Origin of the sequence: Streptomyces cinnamoneus, from assembly GCF_002939475.1 — a bacterium.
Classification (GTDB): domain Bacteria; phylum Actinomycetota; class Actinomycetes; order Streptomycetales; family Streptomycetaceae; genus Streptomyces; species Streptomyces cinnamoneus_A.
On sequence record NZ_PKFQ01000001.1, the window covers coordinates 4,520,442 to 4,536,708 of the forward strand.

29 protein-coding genes and 1 other RNA gene are annotated in these 16,267 nt (G+C 66.3%); 28 read left to right on the forward strand and 2 right to left on the reverse strand.

Annotated elements, in window-relative coordinates:
* The 26 genes from CYQ11_RS20265 to CYQ11_RS29665 all read left to right on the forward strand — a co-directional run bounded on the left by CYQ11_RS20265 (position 1) and on the right by CYQ11_RS29665 (position 13,898).
* The gene (locus CYQ11_RS20265; RefSeq protein WP_099201406.1) at positions 1 to 381 is read left to right on the forward strand and encodes a DUF6907 domain-containing protein; all 381 of its coding nucleotides are present in this window, start codon (positions 1 to 3) and stop codon (positions 379 to 381) included.
* A 1,308-nt stretch (positions 382 to 1,689) separates the two neighbouring features.
* Complete coding sequence (locus CYQ11_RS20270) at positions 1,690 to 1,968, forward strand: hypothetical protein (protein ID WP_099201405.1); 279 nt, start codon at positions 1,690 to 1,692, stop codon at positions 1,966 to 1,968.
* A gap of 43 nt (positions 1,969 to 2,011) precedes the next feature.
* The gene (locus CYQ11_RS20275; RefSeq protein WP_099201404.1) at positions 2,012 to 2,818 is read left to right on the forward strand and encodes a hypothetical protein; all 807 of its coding nucleotides are present in this window, start codon (positions 2,012 to 2,014) and stop codon (positions 2,816 to 2,818) included.
* A gap of 79 nt (positions 2,819 to 2,897) precedes the next feature.
* A complete protein-coding gene (locus tag CYQ11_RS20280; RefSeq protein WP_099201403.1) occupies positions 2,898 to 3,215 on the forward strand; it encodes a hypothetical protein in 318 nt (105 codons plus the stop codon).
* Between the two features lie 26 nt (positions 3,216 to 3,241).
* On the forward strand, positions 3,242 to 3,676 hold the full coding sequence (locus tag CYQ11_RS20285; RefSeq protein ID WP_099201402.1) for a hypothetical protein: 435 nt from the start codon (positions 3,242 to 3,244) through the stop codon (positions 3,674 to 3,676).
* 18 nt (positions 3,677 to 3,694) lie between these two features.
* Complete coding sequence (locus CYQ11_RS20290) at positions 3,695 to 4,015, forward strand: hypothetical protein (protein ID WP_099201401.1); 321 nt, start codon at positions 3,695 to 3,697, stop codon at positions 4,013 to 4,015.
* Between the two features lie 36 nt (positions 4,016 to 4,051).
* The gene (locus CYQ11_RS20295) at positions 4,052 to 4,399 is read left to right on the forward strand and encodes a hypothetical protein (RefSeq protein ID WP_099201400.1); all 348 of its coding nucleotides are present in this window, start codon (positions 4,052 to 4,054) and stop codon (positions 4,397 to 4,399) included.
* Positions 4,400 to 4,408: 9 nt separating this feature from the next.
* Positions 4,409 to 4,473: hammerhead ribozyme type II (locus CYQ11_RS20300), an RNA gene on the forward strand.
* A 21-nt stretch (positions 4,474 to 4,494) separates the two neighbouring features.
* Positions 4,495 to 4,683, forward strand: coding sequence for a hypothetical protein (locus tag CYQ11_RS29225; RefSeq protein ID WP_146104721.1), 189 nt, complete (start codon positions 4,495 to 4,497; stop codon positions 4,681 to 4,683).
* A 62-nt stretch (positions 4,684 to 4,745) separates the two neighbouring features.
* A complete protein-coding gene (locus CYQ11_RS20305; protein WP_099201399.1) occupies positions 4,746 to 5,288 on the forward strand; it encodes an antirestriction protein ArdA in 543 nt (180 codons plus the stop codon).
* On the forward strand, positions 5,285 to 5,611 hold the full coding sequence (locus CYQ11_RS20310; protein WP_099201398.1) for a hypothetical protein: 327 nt from the start codon (positions 5,285 to 5,287) through the stop codon (positions 5,609 to 5,611). The genes CYQ11_RS20305 and CYQ11_RS20310 overlap by 4 nt, the downstream gene beginning before the upstream one ends.
* Positions 5,611 to 5,895: a hypothetical protein gene (locus tag CYQ11_RS20315; RefSeq protein WP_099201397.1), complete on the forward strand. Its 285-nt coding sequence runs from the start codon at positions 5,611 to 5,613 to the stop codon at positions 5,893 to 5,895. Before CYQ11_RS20310 ends, CYQ11_RS20315 begins: the two co-directional genes overlap by 1 nt.
* A gap of 57 nt (positions 5,896 to 5,952) precedes the next feature.
* A complete protein-coding gene (locus tag CYQ11_RS20320; protein WP_099201396.1) occupies positions 5,953 to 6,270 on the forward strand; it encodes a hypothetical protein in 318 nt (105 codons plus the stop codon).
* Positions 6,271 to 6,291: 21 nt separating this feature from the next.
* The gene (locus CYQ11_RS20325; RefSeq protein WP_099201395.1) at positions 6,292 to 6,840 is read left to right on the forward strand and encodes a hypothetical protein; all 549 of its coding nucleotides are present in this window, start codon (positions 6,292 to 6,294) and stop codon (positions 6,838 to 6,840) included.
* A 7-nt stretch (positions 6,841 to 6,847) separates the two neighbouring features.
* The gene (locus tag CYQ11_RS20330) at positions 6,848 to 7,048 is read left to right on the forward strand and encodes a hypothetical protein (RefSeq protein WP_099201394.1); all 201 of its coding nucleotides are present in this window, start codon (positions 6,848 to 6,850) and stop codon (positions 7,046 to 7,048) included.
* A complete protein-coding gene (locus CYQ11_RS20335) occupies positions 7,048 to 8,340 on the forward strand; it encodes a DNA cytosine methyltransferase (protein ID WP_099201393.1) in 1,293 nt (430 codons plus the stop codon). Before CYQ11_RS20330 ends, CYQ11_RS20335 begins: the two co-directional genes overlap by 1 nt.
* A 16-nt stretch (positions 8,341 to 8,356) precedes the next feature.
* Positions 8,357 to 8,770 carry a hypothetical protein gene (locus tag CYQ11_RS20340; protein WP_099201392.1) on the forward strand — a complete coding sequence of 138 codons (414 nt, stop codon included), beginning with the start codon at positions 8,357 to 8,359 and terminating at the stop codon, positions 8,768 to 8,770.
* 15 nt (positions 8,771 to 8,785) lie between these two features.
* Complete coding sequence (locus tag CYQ11_RS20345) at positions 8,786 to 9,355, forward strand: hypothetical protein (protein ID WP_099201391.1); 570 nt, start codon at positions 8,786 to 8,788, stop codon at positions 9,353 to 9,355.
* 36 nt (positions 9,356 to 9,391) lie between these two features.
* Entirely contained in the window at positions 9,392 to 9,691 is a 300-nt protein-coding gene (locus CYQ11_RS20350; protein WP_099201390.1) for a hypothetical protein, read from the forward strand.
* Positions 9,688 to 10,044, forward strand: coding sequence for a hypothetical protein (locus tag CYQ11_RS20355; RefSeq protein ID WP_099201389.1), 357 nt, complete (start codon positions 9,688 to 9,690; stop codon positions 10,042 to 10,044). Before CYQ11_RS20350 ends, CYQ11_RS20355 begins: the two co-directional genes overlap by 4 nt.
* A 26-nt stretch (positions 10,045 to 10,070) precedes the next feature.
* Positions 10,071 to 10,910 (forward strand): deoxynucleotide monophosphate kinase family protein, encoded by an 840-nt coding sequence (locus CYQ11_RS20360; RefSeq protein ID WP_099201388.1) that lies wholly within the window; start codon positions 10,071 to 10,073, stop codon positions 10,908 to 10,910.
* 57 nt (positions 10,911 to 10,967) lie between these two features.
* Positions 10,968 to 11,438 (forward strand): hypothetical protein, encoded by a 471-nt coding sequence (locus CYQ11_RS20365; protein ID WP_099197519.1) that lies wholly within the window; start codon positions 10,968 to 10,970, stop codon positions 11,436 to 11,438.
* Positions 11,439 to 11,467: 29 nt separating this feature from the next.
* Entirely contained in the window at positions 11,468 to 11,863 is a 396-nt protein-coding gene (locus tag CYQ11_RS20370) for a hypothetical protein (RefSeq protein ID WP_099197520.1), read from the forward strand.
* A 249-nt stretch (positions 11,864 to 12,112) separates the two neighbouring features.
* A complete protein-coding gene (locus CYQ11_RS20380) occupies positions 12,113 to 12,397 on the forward strand; it encodes a hypothetical protein (protein WP_099197516.1) in 285 nt (94 codons plus the stop codon).
* Positions 12,394 to 12,576, forward strand: coding sequence for a helix-turn-helix domain-containing protein (locus CYQ11_RS20385; RefSeq protein WP_099197521.1), 183 nt, complete (start codon positions 12,394 to 12,396; stop codon positions 12,574 to 12,576). Before CYQ11_RS20380 ends, CYQ11_RS20385 begins: the two co-directional genes overlap by 4 nt.
* 41 nt (positions 12,577 to 12,617) lie before the next feature.
* A complete protein-coding gene (locus CYQ11_RS29665) occupies positions 12,618 to 13,898 on the forward strand; it encodes a tyrosine-type recombinase/integrase (protein ID WP_181143725.1) in 1,281 nt (426 codons plus the stop codon).
* Between the two features lie 219 nt (positions 13,899 to 14,117).
* On the opposite strand, the gene CYQ11_RS20395 is transcribed toward CYQ11_RS29665, so the two are convergent.
* On the reverse strand, positions 14,118 to 14,699 hold the full coding sequence (locus CYQ11_RS20395) for a Uma2 family endonuclease (protein ID WP_099201387.1): 582 nt from the start codon (positions 14,697 to 14,699) through the stop codon (positions 14,118 to 14,120).
* Positions 14,700 to 15,305: 606 nt separating this feature from the next.
* On the reverse strand, positions 15,306 to 15,569 hold the full coding sequence (locus tag CYQ11_RS20400) for a type II toxin-antitoxin system RelE family toxin (RefSeq protein WP_099201386.1): 264 nt from the start codon (positions 15,567 to 15,569) through the stop codon (positions 15,306 to 15,308).
* 145 nt (positions 15,570 to 15,714) lie between these two features.
* On the opposite strand from CYQ11_RS20400, the gene CYQ11_RS20405 reads away from it, so the two are divergent.
* The gene (locus CYQ11_RS20405) at positions 15,715 to 15,996 is read left to right on the forward strand and encodes a type II toxin-antitoxin system Phd/YefM family antitoxin (RefSeq protein WP_099201385.1); all 282 of its coding nucleotides are present in this window, start codon (positions 15,715 to 15,717) and stop codon (positions 15,994 to 15,996) included.
* Entirely contained in the window at positions 15,993 to 16,247 is a 255-nt protein-coding gene (locus tag CYQ11_RS20410; RefSeq protein WP_099201384.1) for a Txe/YoeB family addiction module toxin, read from the forward strand. Before CYQ11_RS20405 ends, CYQ11_RS20410 begins: the two co-directional genes overlap by 4 nt.
* Positions 16,248 to 16,267: the final 20 nt, after the last annotated feature.

Consider the following 16,267-nt stretch of genomic DNA (forward strand, 5'->3'; position numbering starts at 1 on the left):
ATGAATGCGAACGACTGGAAGCTGAGTGTGACGGGGGACAACTGCCCGGAGTGGTGTTCCGCGGACCACGCCGATGAGGACCCGGAGCACGACTCGGTCTTCCACGAGTCTGCCCCTGTCGCCGTCGAGTTGCCCCCGCTGATCAACGGAGAACGCCTCCGCCTCGCGTTCGTCACCACCTCCAGCGAGGCATACCGGCTTCCGGGCGAAGGCCGCAGCCCCGCTCGGGTAGACCTCGGTACGGAGTCCGACCGGGAAGGCGCGGTACACGACTACGTCCCGGTCTCCTCCGCCGAGACGCTCGACAAGCTGATCACTGACCTCCGGCACGCCGTCAGCACGCTGGAGCAATGGCGGGACCGCCTGCCCGCCGCCGCCTGACGACGCATCGATTGCCGACTCGCGACGGCCCTCCTGGCGCGCATTCCTGTGCAGTTTCAGGGCCGCCGCGAACTGGCTCTTCGTGCCGTTGACCTGCGCTGACGCCAGGCGCGGTAGAGCGTGCGGGACCTTGGAACCGTGGCGCAATTCGAGCTGCTATGACAGGGCGGTCCGCGCGCGTGTGTACCGGGGGTCATCCCCCACCCCTGCGCCGGGGGGTCGCGCACGTACGCGTATGCCTGCACCACGCACACCCCCCGCACCCCCCAAGGCAGTACCCCAGAACGCCCACCAAACAGCCTCTGACCTGCGCTTTCGAGTCAGGGTTTGCAAGAGTTGAACCGGATGGGCTAGCTTTCTGCCTGTCGCCGCAACGGGACGCCAGCCGCAAGGCAGGCAGACCAGAGCGGGGGCGGTCGCTCGAAGCGATTGCAAGAGTTGAACCAACGGCTTGGACTCGCTAGAGTCGGAGCCAACGCCACACCAACCACTGAGAACGGGCCGCATGAGCGGCGCCGCCGGATGGCGGGGGAGGCGGAAGGTTCAGCCGCGATTGATAGAGTTGAACCGAACGGCGAAGATCCGCTAGGGTCGGAGCCACAGCCGCCCGGTCCACCGGGCAGGCACTCGAACTCCCTGCCTGTTGGCCTACATGCCGCAGCGCGGGCAGCACGACCGCCGTCCCGATACCGCCGTGAGGCAGGCGTCGGGGGTGAAGGAAGGGCGACCACGGCCCGAAAGAGAGCGCGAACGTAGGTAGGGCATCCTGCCGCTTGATGGGAGCGCGATCGGACGGCACCGAGAACCCCTTCGGGTACAGCCACCCAGGTGTAAGGAACGCTGCCCGTACCGGTCTATCCAGCCGGTAGCAGTCGGGCGCCGCATTCAACTGGCTCAACTCGCTGTGCCGTCCCATGGGATGCCCTGTGGTGCGGTGGACAGGAGGTCAGGTGGATCGGTCGGCAGGAATGTGACTGGCGTGTGTCAGGGCTCACCGTCCATCGGACGGCCGGAAACGGATCGGGAACCTCGAAAACGAGGTGAACGGAACGCGGTACGGCGCGAGGGTGGACGGTGAGACGAGGTACGAGCGAGCCTCACCCATCAATCGCTCACGTTGAACATTCGGCCCGCGAGGGCCGAGCCTCCCGGACGCCACAGGGCGTAGGTGCAAAGCCGCCGGGAGGCGCCATGATCGCGAAGCGTATGTAATAGTTGAACTGCGCTCCTGGTCGTGTTCTACCGGCTCGCCATCTGGCGGGGCGGCCTGCAAGGCGGGCGGTGCCCGCCGCAACCCGAAGGAGAAACATGAACATCGCTACGCAGGGTGTGTCCCTGGCGAAGGCGTCGGACCTGACGGCCGGCCTGTCCGTGGATGCCCAGCTCCAGAACCTCCAGGAGCGCGTCTGGATGCTGGCGCGAGAGCTCGACGCGGTGAACGCGGAGCTTGCTGTCCGTAGGGACATCGAATTGGAGCTGGTCCGCTTTTCGTTCGAAACGGCGGTCGAGAACGAGGTGTTGCGCGACACGGTGGAGGTGCTGTCGGTGAGCCTCGGCCTGGAGCTCGGGCTGACGCTGCACGCCTGACGTCCGTCCGTTTGTAATAGTGTATCTAGCCGTAAGGATGCTCATGCAACACGGACTCGACGCACCATCCGACGAGACGCTGGCGACCTACGCCGCCCGGCTCGAAGACGACTGCTACGCCTGGCCCTCGTGGTACACCGGCCGGTTCTCCGTAGACGACCTGCCCACCCACGTGGAGATGTTCACGTGGAACGACGACAGAGCGGGCTGGATCGGGGACAAGAGCAACTTCGAGGTTGCTCGTGACGCCATCCGCACCGCCGCCGACGAAGGCCGCGAAGACACGAGCGTTTCCGACGAGCACGTCTACGAGTGCGGGGGAGGGTCGAGCGCCTGGGACACGGCCCAGCTCTTCGTCCAGGTCTACGAGCAGATCTGTCCCCTCGACTGCCTCGGCACTCACACCGAGGACTGCAAGCCGGATTGCGACCCGTACGAGGACGAGTGCTACGGCGCCGAGTGTGAAGGCGACTGCCACGGGCGCCGCACGTACACCGCAGCGTTCCATGAGGCCGTTGCCCTGGCGGAGTTCGTCAAGAACGATCACCCGTTCCTCGACGAGGACGACTACTACGACCAGCGTCGCGAGGTGTTCGAGAAGAACCTCGATGAGGCCCTCGAAGACGTCGCGCTGCACTACCCGTACGACACCGACGCCGACCACCAGAGCATCGTCGAGCACGCCTCCGAGCGGCTCTGGGACCTGTCCGACAACGAGCCGGACGGCTACGCGGACTGGGACGACGTCCGCGACGCGTACGACTACGGCCGCGGTGAGCACTTCCTGAATCTCGGGCGCGAGTTCATGCGCAACGAGATTCCCGGTCAGCTCGCCCTCATGCCGGCCTGACCCTTCCCCCCTGAACCGCCACCCCTCCCTGCCTTCCCCTCTCGGGGAGGGGTGGCTCGTCATGCGAATGCGAGGACACATGCGTACCGCCACCCGTCCCTACGAGGTGCGTGTCTGGAACGAGATCGCCGACTTGCTTGGCCTGTGGGAAGTCCAGCAGGACCAAGACGGCCAGTTCGTCGTCACCCACGACCACCGCGAGGAGACCCGCTTCGAGACCGAGGGCGACGCCTTGTCGTTCGCCCGGCTCGGCGCCGAGGCCCTCGTCGAAACTTCCCGCCGCGACTGCCCGTGCGAGGACGACCCCGAATGCGGCGTCTGGGAGCCCCACGGCATTTCGGCCCAAGAGGTCGAGGGAGAGCTCTCCCTGATCACCCCGCCCCTGCTCTGCCTGTAGACACCCACCACCAGGAGCAACACATCATGCGTGCCTTCAAGCGTCTCGACACGGTCTTCGCGACCACCAAGTCTCTGCTCAGCCACATGCCGGCCGTCTGGTCACGGCTGAGCTGCGCCCTGAATCCGTGGGGTGCCCTTCGGGCGGAGCGGGAGGCAACGGTTCTCTATCTGACGTATGCCGCCGACACGGTCGACATCATCGAGACGCGACTCGATCAGTACCGAGATGCGGCCTGCGAGTTCGCCTCCCTGTTCAACGACGGCATGTTGGCGAGTCATGTCGCGGAGCGCTTCACCTGCTCAGAGGCAGAGGGGATCGCCAAGTTCTTCCGCGCTGTAGAGCACCCCGACGTCGCCGATCTCTGGCTGGAGTGCCACGCCGAGGGCGACGACGACGAAGACGACCTGCACTACCAGGGTGAGCGGTCCGAGCCTGTCGAGCTCGTTCTCGCATCCTGAGCCGGAAGAGAGCCTCACATGTCCGAGTGTGACTTCTGCTGCCTGCCCGGCGCCCGCTGGCTGTACATCCCCCAGGACCGCGCCACCGTCGCCCTGATGTCCGACAACGGCGTGGTAACCCCGCTCCCGAACGACGGCCGATGGCGTGCGTGCGACCTGTGCTCCGACCTCGTCGACACCGACGACATGGAACGCCTGGTCTCCCGCTCCCTGATCACTCTGCGCATCCTCGGCGCACCCGTCCCAGATGGCGGCTTGGAGCTTGAGCACATGGCCATGGTCGTCATGGCCAACTTCGCCACCGTGCTCGCCGGTCGACCCACCAAATCCCCTTTCTAATCCGCGAGTTCACCCGCAACAACGTTGGAGCGTCACATGAAGTACCCCCGCACGCCAGAGGCAGAGAAGGCTGCCCGCGAGGTCGTCAACCGTTACGTCCGTCAGGGCGACATGCGCCGGGCCGACGCCAACCGGATCATGCGCGACGGCCTGCCGATCATCCTGAACGGCTTCGCCGAGGCCCGCATCAAGGGCAAGCCCGAGGCCGCCATCACCGCCGACCTTGAAGCCGCTCTCGCCGAGGCCAAGCAGCGTCAGGCCACAGCCAGGACCGCCACCCGACGCCACATGGCGCTGCTGGACCTGTCCACCGCAGAGTTCGCCATCGCGGCATGGGAGGGCGTACGCCGCGACCTCGCCAACCACCTCGCCGCCCACTCCTGACCGACGCAAAGGCGAAACCTCCGAAAGGAGGTCGGCGGGAGGCGGTCCCTCCCCCCTGACGATGCCAGCCCGCATCGCTCGCAAGGAGTAACACCATGACGCGAATCGGCCCAGTGGCCCTCGACGCCCTGATGGTCGTCGCCCTCACCAGCGCCTTCTGGGTCCTCGTCGGTGAGGACCCAAGCACCGCGCAGTTCGCGGCTTCGACTGTCGGCGCGTTCCTCGTCCTGGAGGCGGTCCGGTCGCTGCGTCAGTACGTCGACCGTCGCACCGACGAGCGCTAATTCGTCCCGTCGCCGGGCCGGACGAACGGTCCGGCTGCCCCAGATCCTCAGCAAGGAGCAACATGCCCACCCTGTCCACTGCCATCCGGCCGACCGTCTGGATCGGCTGCCTTGCCTGCTACAACGCCGGTCGCCTGACCGGGGATTGGTACGACGCTGACATAGCGAACCTCGTCACCCCCGAAGACCTTCACGGTCGGCCGACCCTCCACGAGGAGCTGTGGGTCATGGACCACGAGGACTTCTGCGGCGCGCTGGAGGGCGAGTGCTCGCCGTCCGAGGCGGCCGAGATAGCCGAAGCCCTTAGCGAGCTCACCCATGATGAGGCCGCCGCCTTCTCCGTCTGGGTGCGGGAGTGGGGCGAGTCCGGCGACCGCTCAGGGTGGGTCGACCGCTTCCGCAGCGAGTACCGCGGATTCCACGACAGCGAAGGGCACTTCGCCCAGGAGTGGGCCGAGGAAACCTCCGAGCCGGAGAACCGGGCCCGCATGTCGGTCTGGCCCTTCAACGCGATCGACTGGGACTACGCCGCCCAGGAACTGTTCAGCGGCGGCTTCCATGCCGAGGAAGTGCTCGGCGGCGTCCACGTCTTTTGCCCGCGATGAACACCGAAGCCTGTGTCGAGTGCGGGGACGTGCCCGAGCTGCTCGACGAAGACCTGACCTGCGGATTCTGCCGCATCAGCCTTTACCTGAAGGACTCCTTGATGAACATGACCGTGAAGTTCCCCGTCGAGACCGTCACGCATGGTGAGATCGAGATCGACATCGACGTGCCCGAGGAGTTCCTCGACGAGGACGGCGAGCTTCGCGACGAGGACGGTCTTCGCGACTGGCTCAACGACAACGAGCACGAGTGGTACGAGCTGGACCCCGTCTTCGAGGAGATCCAGTCGAAGGAAGTCATCGAGATCGCCAACGCCTTCTGATGACGAACATCCCCATGACCGACCGGATCAAGCACCTCGTCAACGAACTGGACGAGGCAGTCAAGACCATGCGCCAAGAGCCCGAGGACGGCCGCACCTGGTCCTGGGAAGACGAGCACGTCGCGGGACTGAACCTCGCCGATGCTGCCGAGGCCCTGATCCTCGCGCTCCCCGCCGCCATCTGGCCGCCCTCCTGGTTCAAGGAGGAGCCCGAGCAGGCCCGTCCCCTCACCCCCTACGAGAAGCAACTCGTCGACGAGCTGCTCGAACAGCTCGGTTCCTGACCACACCACCACGTTCACGGCGCCCGCCCCTGCGCGGGCGCCGACCGAAGGATGCCCATGAGCGTCATGCAGTGCCGCGAGTGCGACCTCGCCCCGTACGCCGTCCGTCCCGACGCCCACTTCGCGTGCGACGAGTGCGGCCACCGGCTCGACAGCCGCGACTTCTACCTCGACCCGGATGAGGTCTGGTCCGTGGACGAGACCGGGACCGTGCACGTCTTCCTCACCCCGGCCGCCTGCCTCAAGTGGCTCGACGACATCGCCGACCTGCACACGGGGGACTGGGCTACGGCTCAGCAGGCGCTCTGGCAGTACCGCCGCGCCACCGCCGGGCTCGTCGAGTCCCTCCGTGCCGGCCTGCCCCTCCCCGCCTGAACCACCCCAAGGAAATCGACCATGAACTACGACGCCACGTATGCATTCCCCGAGGGCGACCTGTACGTCACCATCCTCCCGGCAGTCACCAAGCAGGAGCGATGGGGCGACCAGGACCTGACGCTTCCCGAAGCCCGTATCGGGATCAGCTCCTCGCGCGACGAGAACCACGAACCGGGCTACGTGAAGATCCGCGGACGCGCGTACCGCGTCGCTTCCCGTCGCGAGCGGGCGCACGTCCGACGCGAGGCTCTGCTCCGTCGCAACGACCCGGACGCGTCTCTGTGGACCTACCAGAGCCCCCTTCGGCGCTGGGAGTTCACCAACGACCGCGACCAAGAACTCTCCCACGGCACCGCCGCGAGGGAGCGACTCAGCGCCATGGTCAGGGAGGCCGCCGACCGCTTCGAGGCCGAGCATCCGGGATGGAAGCTCATCAGCGAGCGCCTGGAGCTGGAGGACGATCTACGCAGCGCCGAGGTCGGCGTGGCCATAGCCCGCGACGACCTCGCGAAGGCCGAGGCCCGCGTCGCCTACGTGGCCGATCGTCTCGCGGCCCTCTCTGCCTAGGCCCGCCGTGACCACCCTGACCCCACCCACCAACGTCGTGCGCTGCGTCAAGTGCATTGGCCCCATACGCCACATCGACCGCAAGCCCTACGAGTGCGCCGACTGCGGCCGAAATGTCTCCATGGCTGACGGCCTGATACGAGTCGGCTACCACTGGGAGATCGTCAACGACTGGCTCACCAGCGTCGAGACTGTGGACGTGGACTGATGTCTCTCACCCGCCTCGACACAGCCGGAGCGCTCGGCACCCCCGAACAGCTAGACCTCAGTGGCAAGACGCCCGAAGAGCTGGAAGAGATCGCCGCACCCTGGCCGGTCCACTGGCTCTTCCCGCCAAAGCCGGGAGACCCCGATCGCGTCATCAACCTATTTGCGGGCCCCGGGGGTTGGGACGTGGGTGTGCGCGACGTACTCCAACACGACCTCGACACCGTCGGCGTCGAAATGCACAAGGATGCCTCAGCCACCGCCCGCGCGGCAGGGTTCCGGCGGATCGTCGCCGACGTCCGCTCCCTCGACCCGAAACACCCCGCGCTGCGCTGGGTCCGTGGGCTGATCGTCTCGGCCCCGTGCCAGTGCTGGACCCCGGCCGGCAAGAGGGCCGGGCAGGACCCGCGGAATCAGGACCTGCTGCTCGACGTGTTCACCGCAGCCTTCGAGGCGACGTTCGGGCACTGGCATGACAGCGCTGAATGTGGCCCCTGCGATGAAGCCGACATCTGCCTGATCTGTAGCGACCCCGACTGGGACGGCTACTCCGGCTTCACCGGGCCCCTGCTCACCCTCGACGAAGTGCGGGCCCCGATTGCCGAGATGACCGACGAGCGGATCGGCCTGCTCGCGGAGGTGCTGATCTGGGCTCTCACCCTGACCGCCCGGTGGGACAACCTCCGCTGGCTGGCCATGGAGCAGAGCTCGGCCTTGCCAGAGAACATCCTCGACGGAATACGTGAGGAACTCTGGTCGGCGGACTGGTGCAGCGCGGAGTATCGCGTCCTGGACGCCGTGGACTACGGCCTCGCCTCACGTCGCAAGCGTGTCTTTCTCATGGCCGCCCGCCACTCCTACGTCGACATGAGCGCCCTCACCCCCAAGACCCCCCTCCCGACCACGACCGCTGCCGAGGCCCTCGACTGGCCCGCCGGCATCCGTGTCAACACCCGGGGCGTCAGGCGGACGGCCGGAGGGAACTGCTGGAGCGCGGACAAGGCCGCCACAGGCATCACCTCGAAGATCCGCGGGTGGTACTGGGAGCACGACAAGGACAGGAAGTTCAGCCTCGACGAGGCCGCGCTCCTGGTCGGCTTCCGCCCCGGCTATCCGTGGACCGGCTCCCGGTCGAGCTGCACACAGCAGATCGGCGACGTGGTCGCTCCTCCGATGGGCGCCGTCGTGATTGGCAGCCTCCTGTCCCAGCACTGGGAGGACCAGCTCCGGCAGTACCTCGCCGAGATCTACAACCACGAACCCGTACGGCCTGAGCACGCGCTCGCGGCCTGATCACCGAAGAGAGAACATGCGCGCCAACCTCCTGCTGATGCACTACGCCCGTAGCCCCCTCGACTGCCCCGCCTGCGAAGCCGACCGGCTCACATCGATGGCTGACGCCCGCATAGCCATCTGCGTCGCTTCCGGTGTGGCGATCGAGGACATCGATCCCGCCACCGGATACAACCACTCCCGCGCCGCGTACGACCGTGCCCGTGCCTCCTGGATCGATGTGATCCGCCAGCACGGTGCGAGCGAGTTCCACGAAGTCCGCGACATCGCATGGGCCCGTGGACTGTGGGCCGAGAAGCGCCCCGAGTTCGTCGAGGGCGACGACTGGCTGACCGAAGCACTCGATGCGCACAAGGAGTTCATCGCCTCCCTCGGCCACCCCTGCCGCCGGACCTCCTGCCTTGTCCACTTCCCCGCCCCGACCCTCTGATCTGCAAAGACCAACATGGACAACATCATCGCGACCACGACCGACAACCGCTTCCGCGTGCGCCTGGTCCCCGACGAGTACGCCCGAAACCCGCGCGAGGACTTCGACCACCTGGCTCACGTGATCACCATCGACACCCACCTGGGCCAGTACGCCCACATCGACAAGGACGGCGGGCCGTTCGCCGAAGCCTGGGACCGCGTGAGCTGGAACCGGTGGAGGGGTGTCGCGATCTTCACCCGTTGGGCCCGCATCTTCCACGGCGCCATCGTCATCGAGTCGCGGCCGGCACGCGGCCCCGTCTCCCTGTGGTACCTGCTGCGTGAGGACGCCGAAGACCTCGGGATGCTGCCCGAGGCATACCTCGACGCCGAGCGCACCGAGTACGAGGCGTGGGCCGAGGGCGACGTGTACGGCTACATCGTCGAAGAGGCCGTCGACTGGCTGCGGGCGGACGCGGACGACACCATGTCCACCTGGGAAGAAGTCGACTCCTGCTGGGGGCACTACGGCTATGGCTGGGCCGCCGCCCAGGCCCGCGCCGCACTCGAAGCCCATACGAGCAAGACGATGCTCGCCGCGTAATTCAGACCCCATTGATAGAGTTTACCTAGGAGTGACATGACTGCCAGTGCCACCACCAACTCGACCGGCTCGGAGCCGAGCCCGCGGATGCGGAAGGTCGCGGACGTGAAAGCCGGCCAGCGCGTCAAGGCCACCGGCAAGGACACCAGGGGGTACACCGTGACCCGGGCCGGCCGCCTTCTGGCCGCGCCCAAGCGCGTGATGGCCCAGGACTGGGACAAGCGCATCAAGAAGTGGCGCCTGCATATCTCCGACGAGCCTGGCGCCATGCCCGCCCACCGCAACTCCCTGTCGCTTCCCATGGGCGCTGAAGTCGAGCTGCTCCCCGAAGCATGAGGCACCAGCTCCGTAAGCGGCCCGAGCAGCGCCTCCAGTGTTTGCGCTGCCGGGCCGCCTTCATCGACGAAGCCTCCGCCAAGCGTTCGACATCCCCGTGCCCCGGCGAGCCGCTGGTGCACGGGTTCCTCGGGCAGCGTGAGCACATCGTCTACCCCACGTGGGCCAAGGACCGGTCATGCGAGGCGTGGGGCTGCCCCGACCCCGACCCATCCCACGCCTGGCACGGTCCGGACCCCTACTGCGACGAGAGCCCGTGTCCGACGTGCCTGCACGACTGCGACTGCGACGTGTGCGAGGGCCACGTCCGCGCGCCCGGCCTCTACCGCCTCATCGACAGCCGAGAAGGCTGACCACCCATCGGACAAGGAGTAACGGAATGACCAGCACGACCGCCAAGCACCAGGACTTCGCCGACTGGATCAACCGCAAGGCCGTCCATGCCGGCCACCCGGTGAACGTCCCCCGGGCCAGCGGCGCCGCCAAGGTTGCCGCGGCCGTGGGAACGACCCGCTCGTCCGTCGAGCGCATCCTCGCCGGGCACGGCATGCCCGCCTACCGGTTCTGGCCCCGGTGGGCCAAGGCCCTGAACGTCGAGTACATCGAGTTCGAGAGGCGGGCCAGCGCCGCCCTGAATGAGCGGGCGGAAGGCCCTACTGGCGAGCCGAGGCTCATCGGCCTGGCGGGCGCGGCCGGGGCAGGCAAGGACGAAGTGGGGCGCGCGCTCGCTGTAAAGGGCTGGAAGCGCAGGGCCTTCGCCGACAAGGTGAAGGACTTTCTCTACGTGATGAACCCGCTCCTCCCGGACGAGGAAGACAACGGCGCGTACTCGCTGGCGGCTGATGTCGACGCCTTCGGGTGGGACGAGGTGAAGAAATACCCGGGCGTCCGCGAGCTCCTCCAGCGGTGTGGCACAGAGGCCGGCCGCCACATCCTCGGCCCCGATGTGTGGGTGAACGCCCTCTTCCAGGGTGAGGGGGAGTGGGACGCGCCGGTCGTCATCACCGACGTGCGCTTCCCGAACGAGGCGCGGGCCATCAAGGACCGGGGCGGCCTCGTAGTCGAGGTGCGCCGCCCCAAGCAGATCCTGATCAATGGGGCGGACCACATCAGTGAGAACGCGTTGAAGGACTGGGACTTCGACGTCATCGTGCTCAACACGGGGACGATCGAGGATCTGCACAAGTCTGCGACGTGCCTCCTCCCCATCCGAATGTAAGAGTTGATCCGACGAGGCCATTGAGATAGTGTCACTGGTGTCGAAGGAGGAGAGCCCGTGACCAGCACGACGACATACCGCATCGGCCACCCGGTGGTCCTCGATGAACTGCCAGCCGGTACAGAGATACGCGACGCGGACGGGGACACCGGCACGAAGGTGCAAGACGGAGCCTGGAAGGTGATCGGCTTCCCGGTGGCACTGGACCCGGACTGGTTCAGATTCCCCGTCGAGGTCGTCAACCCGACCCCCGAGACAGCGTTGCTGGTAGCCGACTTCGCCGGCCTGCACCGGCTGCCCGACCTCATGGCCGAGCTCCGCAGCGTCGTCGCTGATATCCGAACGCTGCGCACGAGCCAGGAGGACAAGCTCGACGAGCTCCGCGACGAGAACGGCGACGTCCCCAGCGGCAACCTCCGGCGCTGGGACGAGCTCCGGTACGACATCCACGTGGAGCAGGACTCCGACAAGCTCGCAGCCGTTCTGCGCCGACTGGAGCAGCTCGTCGACACCGAGGGCAGCGAGTGAGGCTCACCCCCCGCAAGGAGGAGGTCGAGGTGGTGAAGGCGCTCTTGGAGGACCCCTCCTTCGAGAGCGCCGATCAGATGGCCAAGGCGCTGATCAAGGAGATCGCCGAAGTCCTCCAGATGCGCGACTGGATCGCGCTCGTCCACACCTGGAGTGACGGAAGCCGCGGGCTGAACTGGGCGCCATTCGGCAATGCCGCCGAAGCCGAAGCCTTCGCGAAGAAGGTCTCGATCGGAGGGTCCGGCCGACTGGTCAAGCTCCACAGCCCCGGGGTCATGCTCGCCAACGTCGGCGGCAAGAAGGGCTGGAAGGGCTACTGCCAGCATCCCGACTGCGGCCATGCCCCCTTCACCCACTCGGCAGCAAGCGCCGCACGGGGCGCTTGCCAGATACCCACCTGCCCGTGCGACCGATTCCGCAAGTAGAGCAAGGACACCGGACATGACCATCAGGGCCGTCAAGTTTGTGAGCTGCGAGTGCGGCCACGGCCGCGCCTACCAGGACGAGCACACCGCCGCTAAGGCACTCGGGAGAGCCCAGGCGAAGCGTGACCGAGTCGGAGAACGCAAAGGCCACCGTCGCGGCTTGTATCGGGAGAACCGGTACTACCAGTGCGAACACGGTCTTTTCCACCTGACCGCGCTGTCCCGCTCCGAGTACCTCGGAGCCGCCGCGTGAAGCACAGCGAGAAGGCGCTCGCGAACGGCTGGGGCTGGGTCCTCGGCGTCTCGGGCGAGGAGTGCCGGGTGTACTCGCGCCCCGCCCAGCAGGCTCCGGCGGAAGACCCGGCGGAGCTGCTCGGACGGGTCACGAAGCTCCTCGGCCTCGACGACCCGTCCCAGGTGCCGGCCGCCATCCGAACGCTCCAGGAAGACCGCAAGAAGGCCCTTGCCTCGGCGGCGACCGCCTGGAATGCCGTTCACGAGCTCACCCGGCGACCTTCCGGGGGTAAGGCGTGAGCCTGGGCGGGAGTAACCGGCTGCTGACGCCGGAAGAGGTGGCCGACTGGCTGAAGGTCAGCGAGATCACCGTCAAGAACAAGTACCGGACGTGGGGGATCAAGGCCCAAAAGGTCGGCCGCCTCCTGCGATTCCGCGAGCGCGACATCGTCGCCTACCTCGAAGACAACTACGGGTAACAGGCACAACGTTGCCTCGCCCCAGCATGAAAGGGGGCCACATGGCAACCGTCTTCCAGAAGTGCAAAGAAGACCCGCAGGACCGCAGCTACCCCTGCGAGAAGAACCGCTGCGGACACAAGTGGACCGTCCGATACCGCGAGCCCGGAGGGCGTACCGCTCGCCAGCGCGAAAAGACCTTCGCTAAGAAGACCGGCCCGGACGGAGCCGACGCCTTCGCCTCGAAGGTCGAGCACGACAAGGGCATGGGCATCTACCTCGACCCGCAGCGAGGAGCCATCACCCTCCGGGCATGGGCCAAAGACTGGCTCGACCGGCAGATCCTCGCCGAAGGCACCATGCGGAACTACGAGGGCTTCACGAAGAACCACCTCGTCCCCCACCTCGGCCGGAAGACGCTGGCCGGCCTTGCGAGAGCCGACTTCGAACGGTTCATCGCCGCCCTGCACCGCAAGGGCGAGGGCATGGCGGCCTCGACGATCAACGACCGCATGAAGTTCGTGACGGCGATGATCGAGTCCGCAGTCAAGGAGAAGCGAATAGCCGAGAACCCGGCGGTCGGCGTCAAGATCGCTCGGACGAGCTCGATCGCCGTGGACGAGGACGAGATCCCGACCCTCGAAGAAGTCGATCTCCTTGCGCATCACATCGCGCAGCAATACCGGCTGACGATCTACTTGATGTCGGGCGCCGGGCTGCGCCCGAGCGAAGCACTCGCCTTCGCGAGCGAGTGCCGGCGGACCGAGTTCATCAGGGTTCGTTGGCAGGTCAGCGCGAAGGCAAACGCAGGCGACTGCCGCACCACCTTCGTGCCGCTGAAGCATCGCGCCGAGGGCGAGTACCGCGACATTCCGATCGCCCTCTTCCTGGAGGAGGAGATCGACGCTCACGTTGAGCAGTGGGAGCCGATCCCGGTCACCTTCCAGAACAAGGCTGGCAAGGATAAGCAGCTCGAAGTCTTCTTCGCGCCCCGTGATCGCGGCAAGGGCACCATGCCGACCGCGTCCACGTTCGGATATCACTTCAAGAAAGCGTGCAAGGCCGCAGGGCTGGTGGACGCGAACGGCAAGCCGAAGTACACGCCGCACTCCTTGAGGCATTTCTTCGCCTCCACGGCCCTGGCGAATGGCATCCCCATCCACGAGGTCTCGCGCTGGCTGGGCCACAAGTCGATCAAGATCACGGCCGACGTGTACGGACACCTCGTCCCGGGGGCCTGGCACCGCTGCCGCGAGGTCATGCAGAACGCAATGCGGCCGGTACCGTTGGACGTGGAGAGCCCGGCCTCGAAGGAGGCCGAGGGCTACGGGACTGTCGCATGAGTGTGCTGACCTGCGAAAACCGTGCTGATACCGTGCTGACTTGGCCTGCCGGAACCGGCGTTTCCGCAGGTCAGAGCGTTGTGGTGGAAGTTCCGCTTCAACGTGTAGTCTTTTCGTTACTGCATGTTGCTAATTTTTGCTAAACGTGCAGGTCAGAAGGGGTCGGACTCTAGTGAGTCCGACCCTTCCGTATTCCCGTGCTGACTTGGTGCTGACTTTTCATTTGTTTCGGGGCGGTGTGAGCTTGTCGAGGTCCAGGCTGACCTCGAAGGGCACGGGGCGCTGGAGGGTGCCCCGGAAGATACCGGCGGGCGCGTAGGCGCCGGTGGGTTCGTCGAGCTCGTAGACGTGGACCACGGGTGCCCCGTCCTCGTCCTCGATGCACCAGTAGTGCGGGATGCCGGCCTCCGCGTACTTGCGGAGCTTTACTGTGCGATCGCGATGGGCGGACTCGGGGGAGACGACCTCGATGACGAGCTGGACGTCCTCTGGTGCGAACCAGGTGCGGTCACCATCGAAGTCGGCCGTCGTCACCAGCAGGTCCGGTTCGGGACGGTTGCGGGGGTCGAGCTTGATGGTCATCTCGCGGCCGACTCTGGTGCCGGCGGGCACCTGCTCCATGAGTGCGACCGTGAGCATGGTGACGAGGTGGCCATGCCACCACCTCTGGGGCGACATCATGAAGACGAGGGCTCCGTCGATCAGCTCGGTGTGGCGTGGTGCCTCGGGGAGGCGGTCGAGGTCCTCCGCGAACCAGCCTTCCGCGCGCGGCGGGCGCATCCAGTCGGGCAGTGCGGTCATGGGCCAACCCTAGCGATTGCGGTCGTCAGAGGGGGTGTTCTACCGCTGATCCATAATCGGCGCATGGGGGTCGTCGGGATGATGGGGCTCGAACGGAGCCGGGAGTGGTGCCGGTGGCGGGGCGCCGAGACGCGACTGGGCGTCATCCGGGCTGATCTCGTGCTCCGACACCGGCCGGTGAGATGTTCAGGCGTACGCCGATTCCTGGACCGCGCTGCGTGAGCAGCGCGCAGGCGGCCTGTGCGGTCTGGGCCGGGTCGTCGCCAGTGGGGTACGTCGAGGCGGTGTAGTCCGCCGAACACCCGCCCAAACTCACGATTGGCTCAGCTCAGGCGGCGACACGCGTGATAGATCTTGGTGCGCCTGGCTGCTGACCTTGTTCTCCCGTGATGATCCTGTGCTGACTTGGACGCCTCGGAACCACGTTTTCGCAGGTGGGAGCGTTGTAGTGCGCGTTCCGCTTCAACGTGTAGTTACTTCGTTACTGCACGCTAGGTGATCCGTCAAGCGTGCAGGTCAGAAGGGGTCGGCTCCTCCCGGAGTCGGTCCCTTCGTCGTCACCGTGCTGCATGGGTGCTGGATGTTCTGATGTCGGATCAGCCGACGTCAGGTGTCGTGAAGGGTGGAGCGATGCCCGACGTGTACGACCCACACCACGAGCTCCCCGTTGTCGATCGTGCAGACGACGCGGTAGTCGCCGACTGGCAGTCGACGGCGTTCCGGCTGCGACACGAGCGCGGTGGTGTCGAAGCCGAAGGGGTGGCTCTCCAGCTCGGTCGGCTTGGCCAGGATGCGCAACGCCGTGTCGCGGGGGATCTTCCTGAGCCCGGCCTGGGCCTCGGGTCGGAAGACGGCTCGATACTCACTCACTGCGAGCCAGTGCTGGATGTGCTGGATGCACTCCCGCCGTGCTGGATCGGTGCCGGGATGGCTGATCGTCCGTCAGTCGCTTTCCCCTCCGTGAATGCCGCCAGAGTGGTACGTTATTAGGTACCACTTGATGGAAGGCCGGGTCATGTCCATAACGGCGAGTGAAGCCCGCAAGGAACTGTTTCCGCTGATCAAGAAGGTCAACGAGAACCACGAGGCCATCGAGATCGTCTCGAAGCACGGCAACGCTGTGCTTGTCTCGGCCGAGGACTATGCGGCGCTGCGCGAGGGCTCGTACCTGCTGCGCTCGCCGGCGAACGCGCGGCGGCTGCTCAAGGCGTACGAGAACGCCCTGTCCCACATCAACGTGTCGGAGCGTGAGCTGATCGATCCGGATCCGGCGGACGCTGGTGCGGGTGCCGTGTGAGGCTCGTCTTCGAGGATCAGGGCTGGGAGGACTACACGTCCTGGCTCAAGAACGACCGGAAGACTCTCGCTCGAATCAACAAGCTCATCGAGGACGTCAGGCGTGATCCTTTCTCGGGAATCGGCAAGCCTGAACCGTTGAAGTACCACTTGCCGGGGGCTTGGTCGCGACGGATCGACGACGAGCACCGCCTCGTCTACCTGGTGACAGAAAAGGAGATCGTCATCCTCGCCGCCCGGTACCACTACTGAGTGGTGAGTGTTGGGCTGTC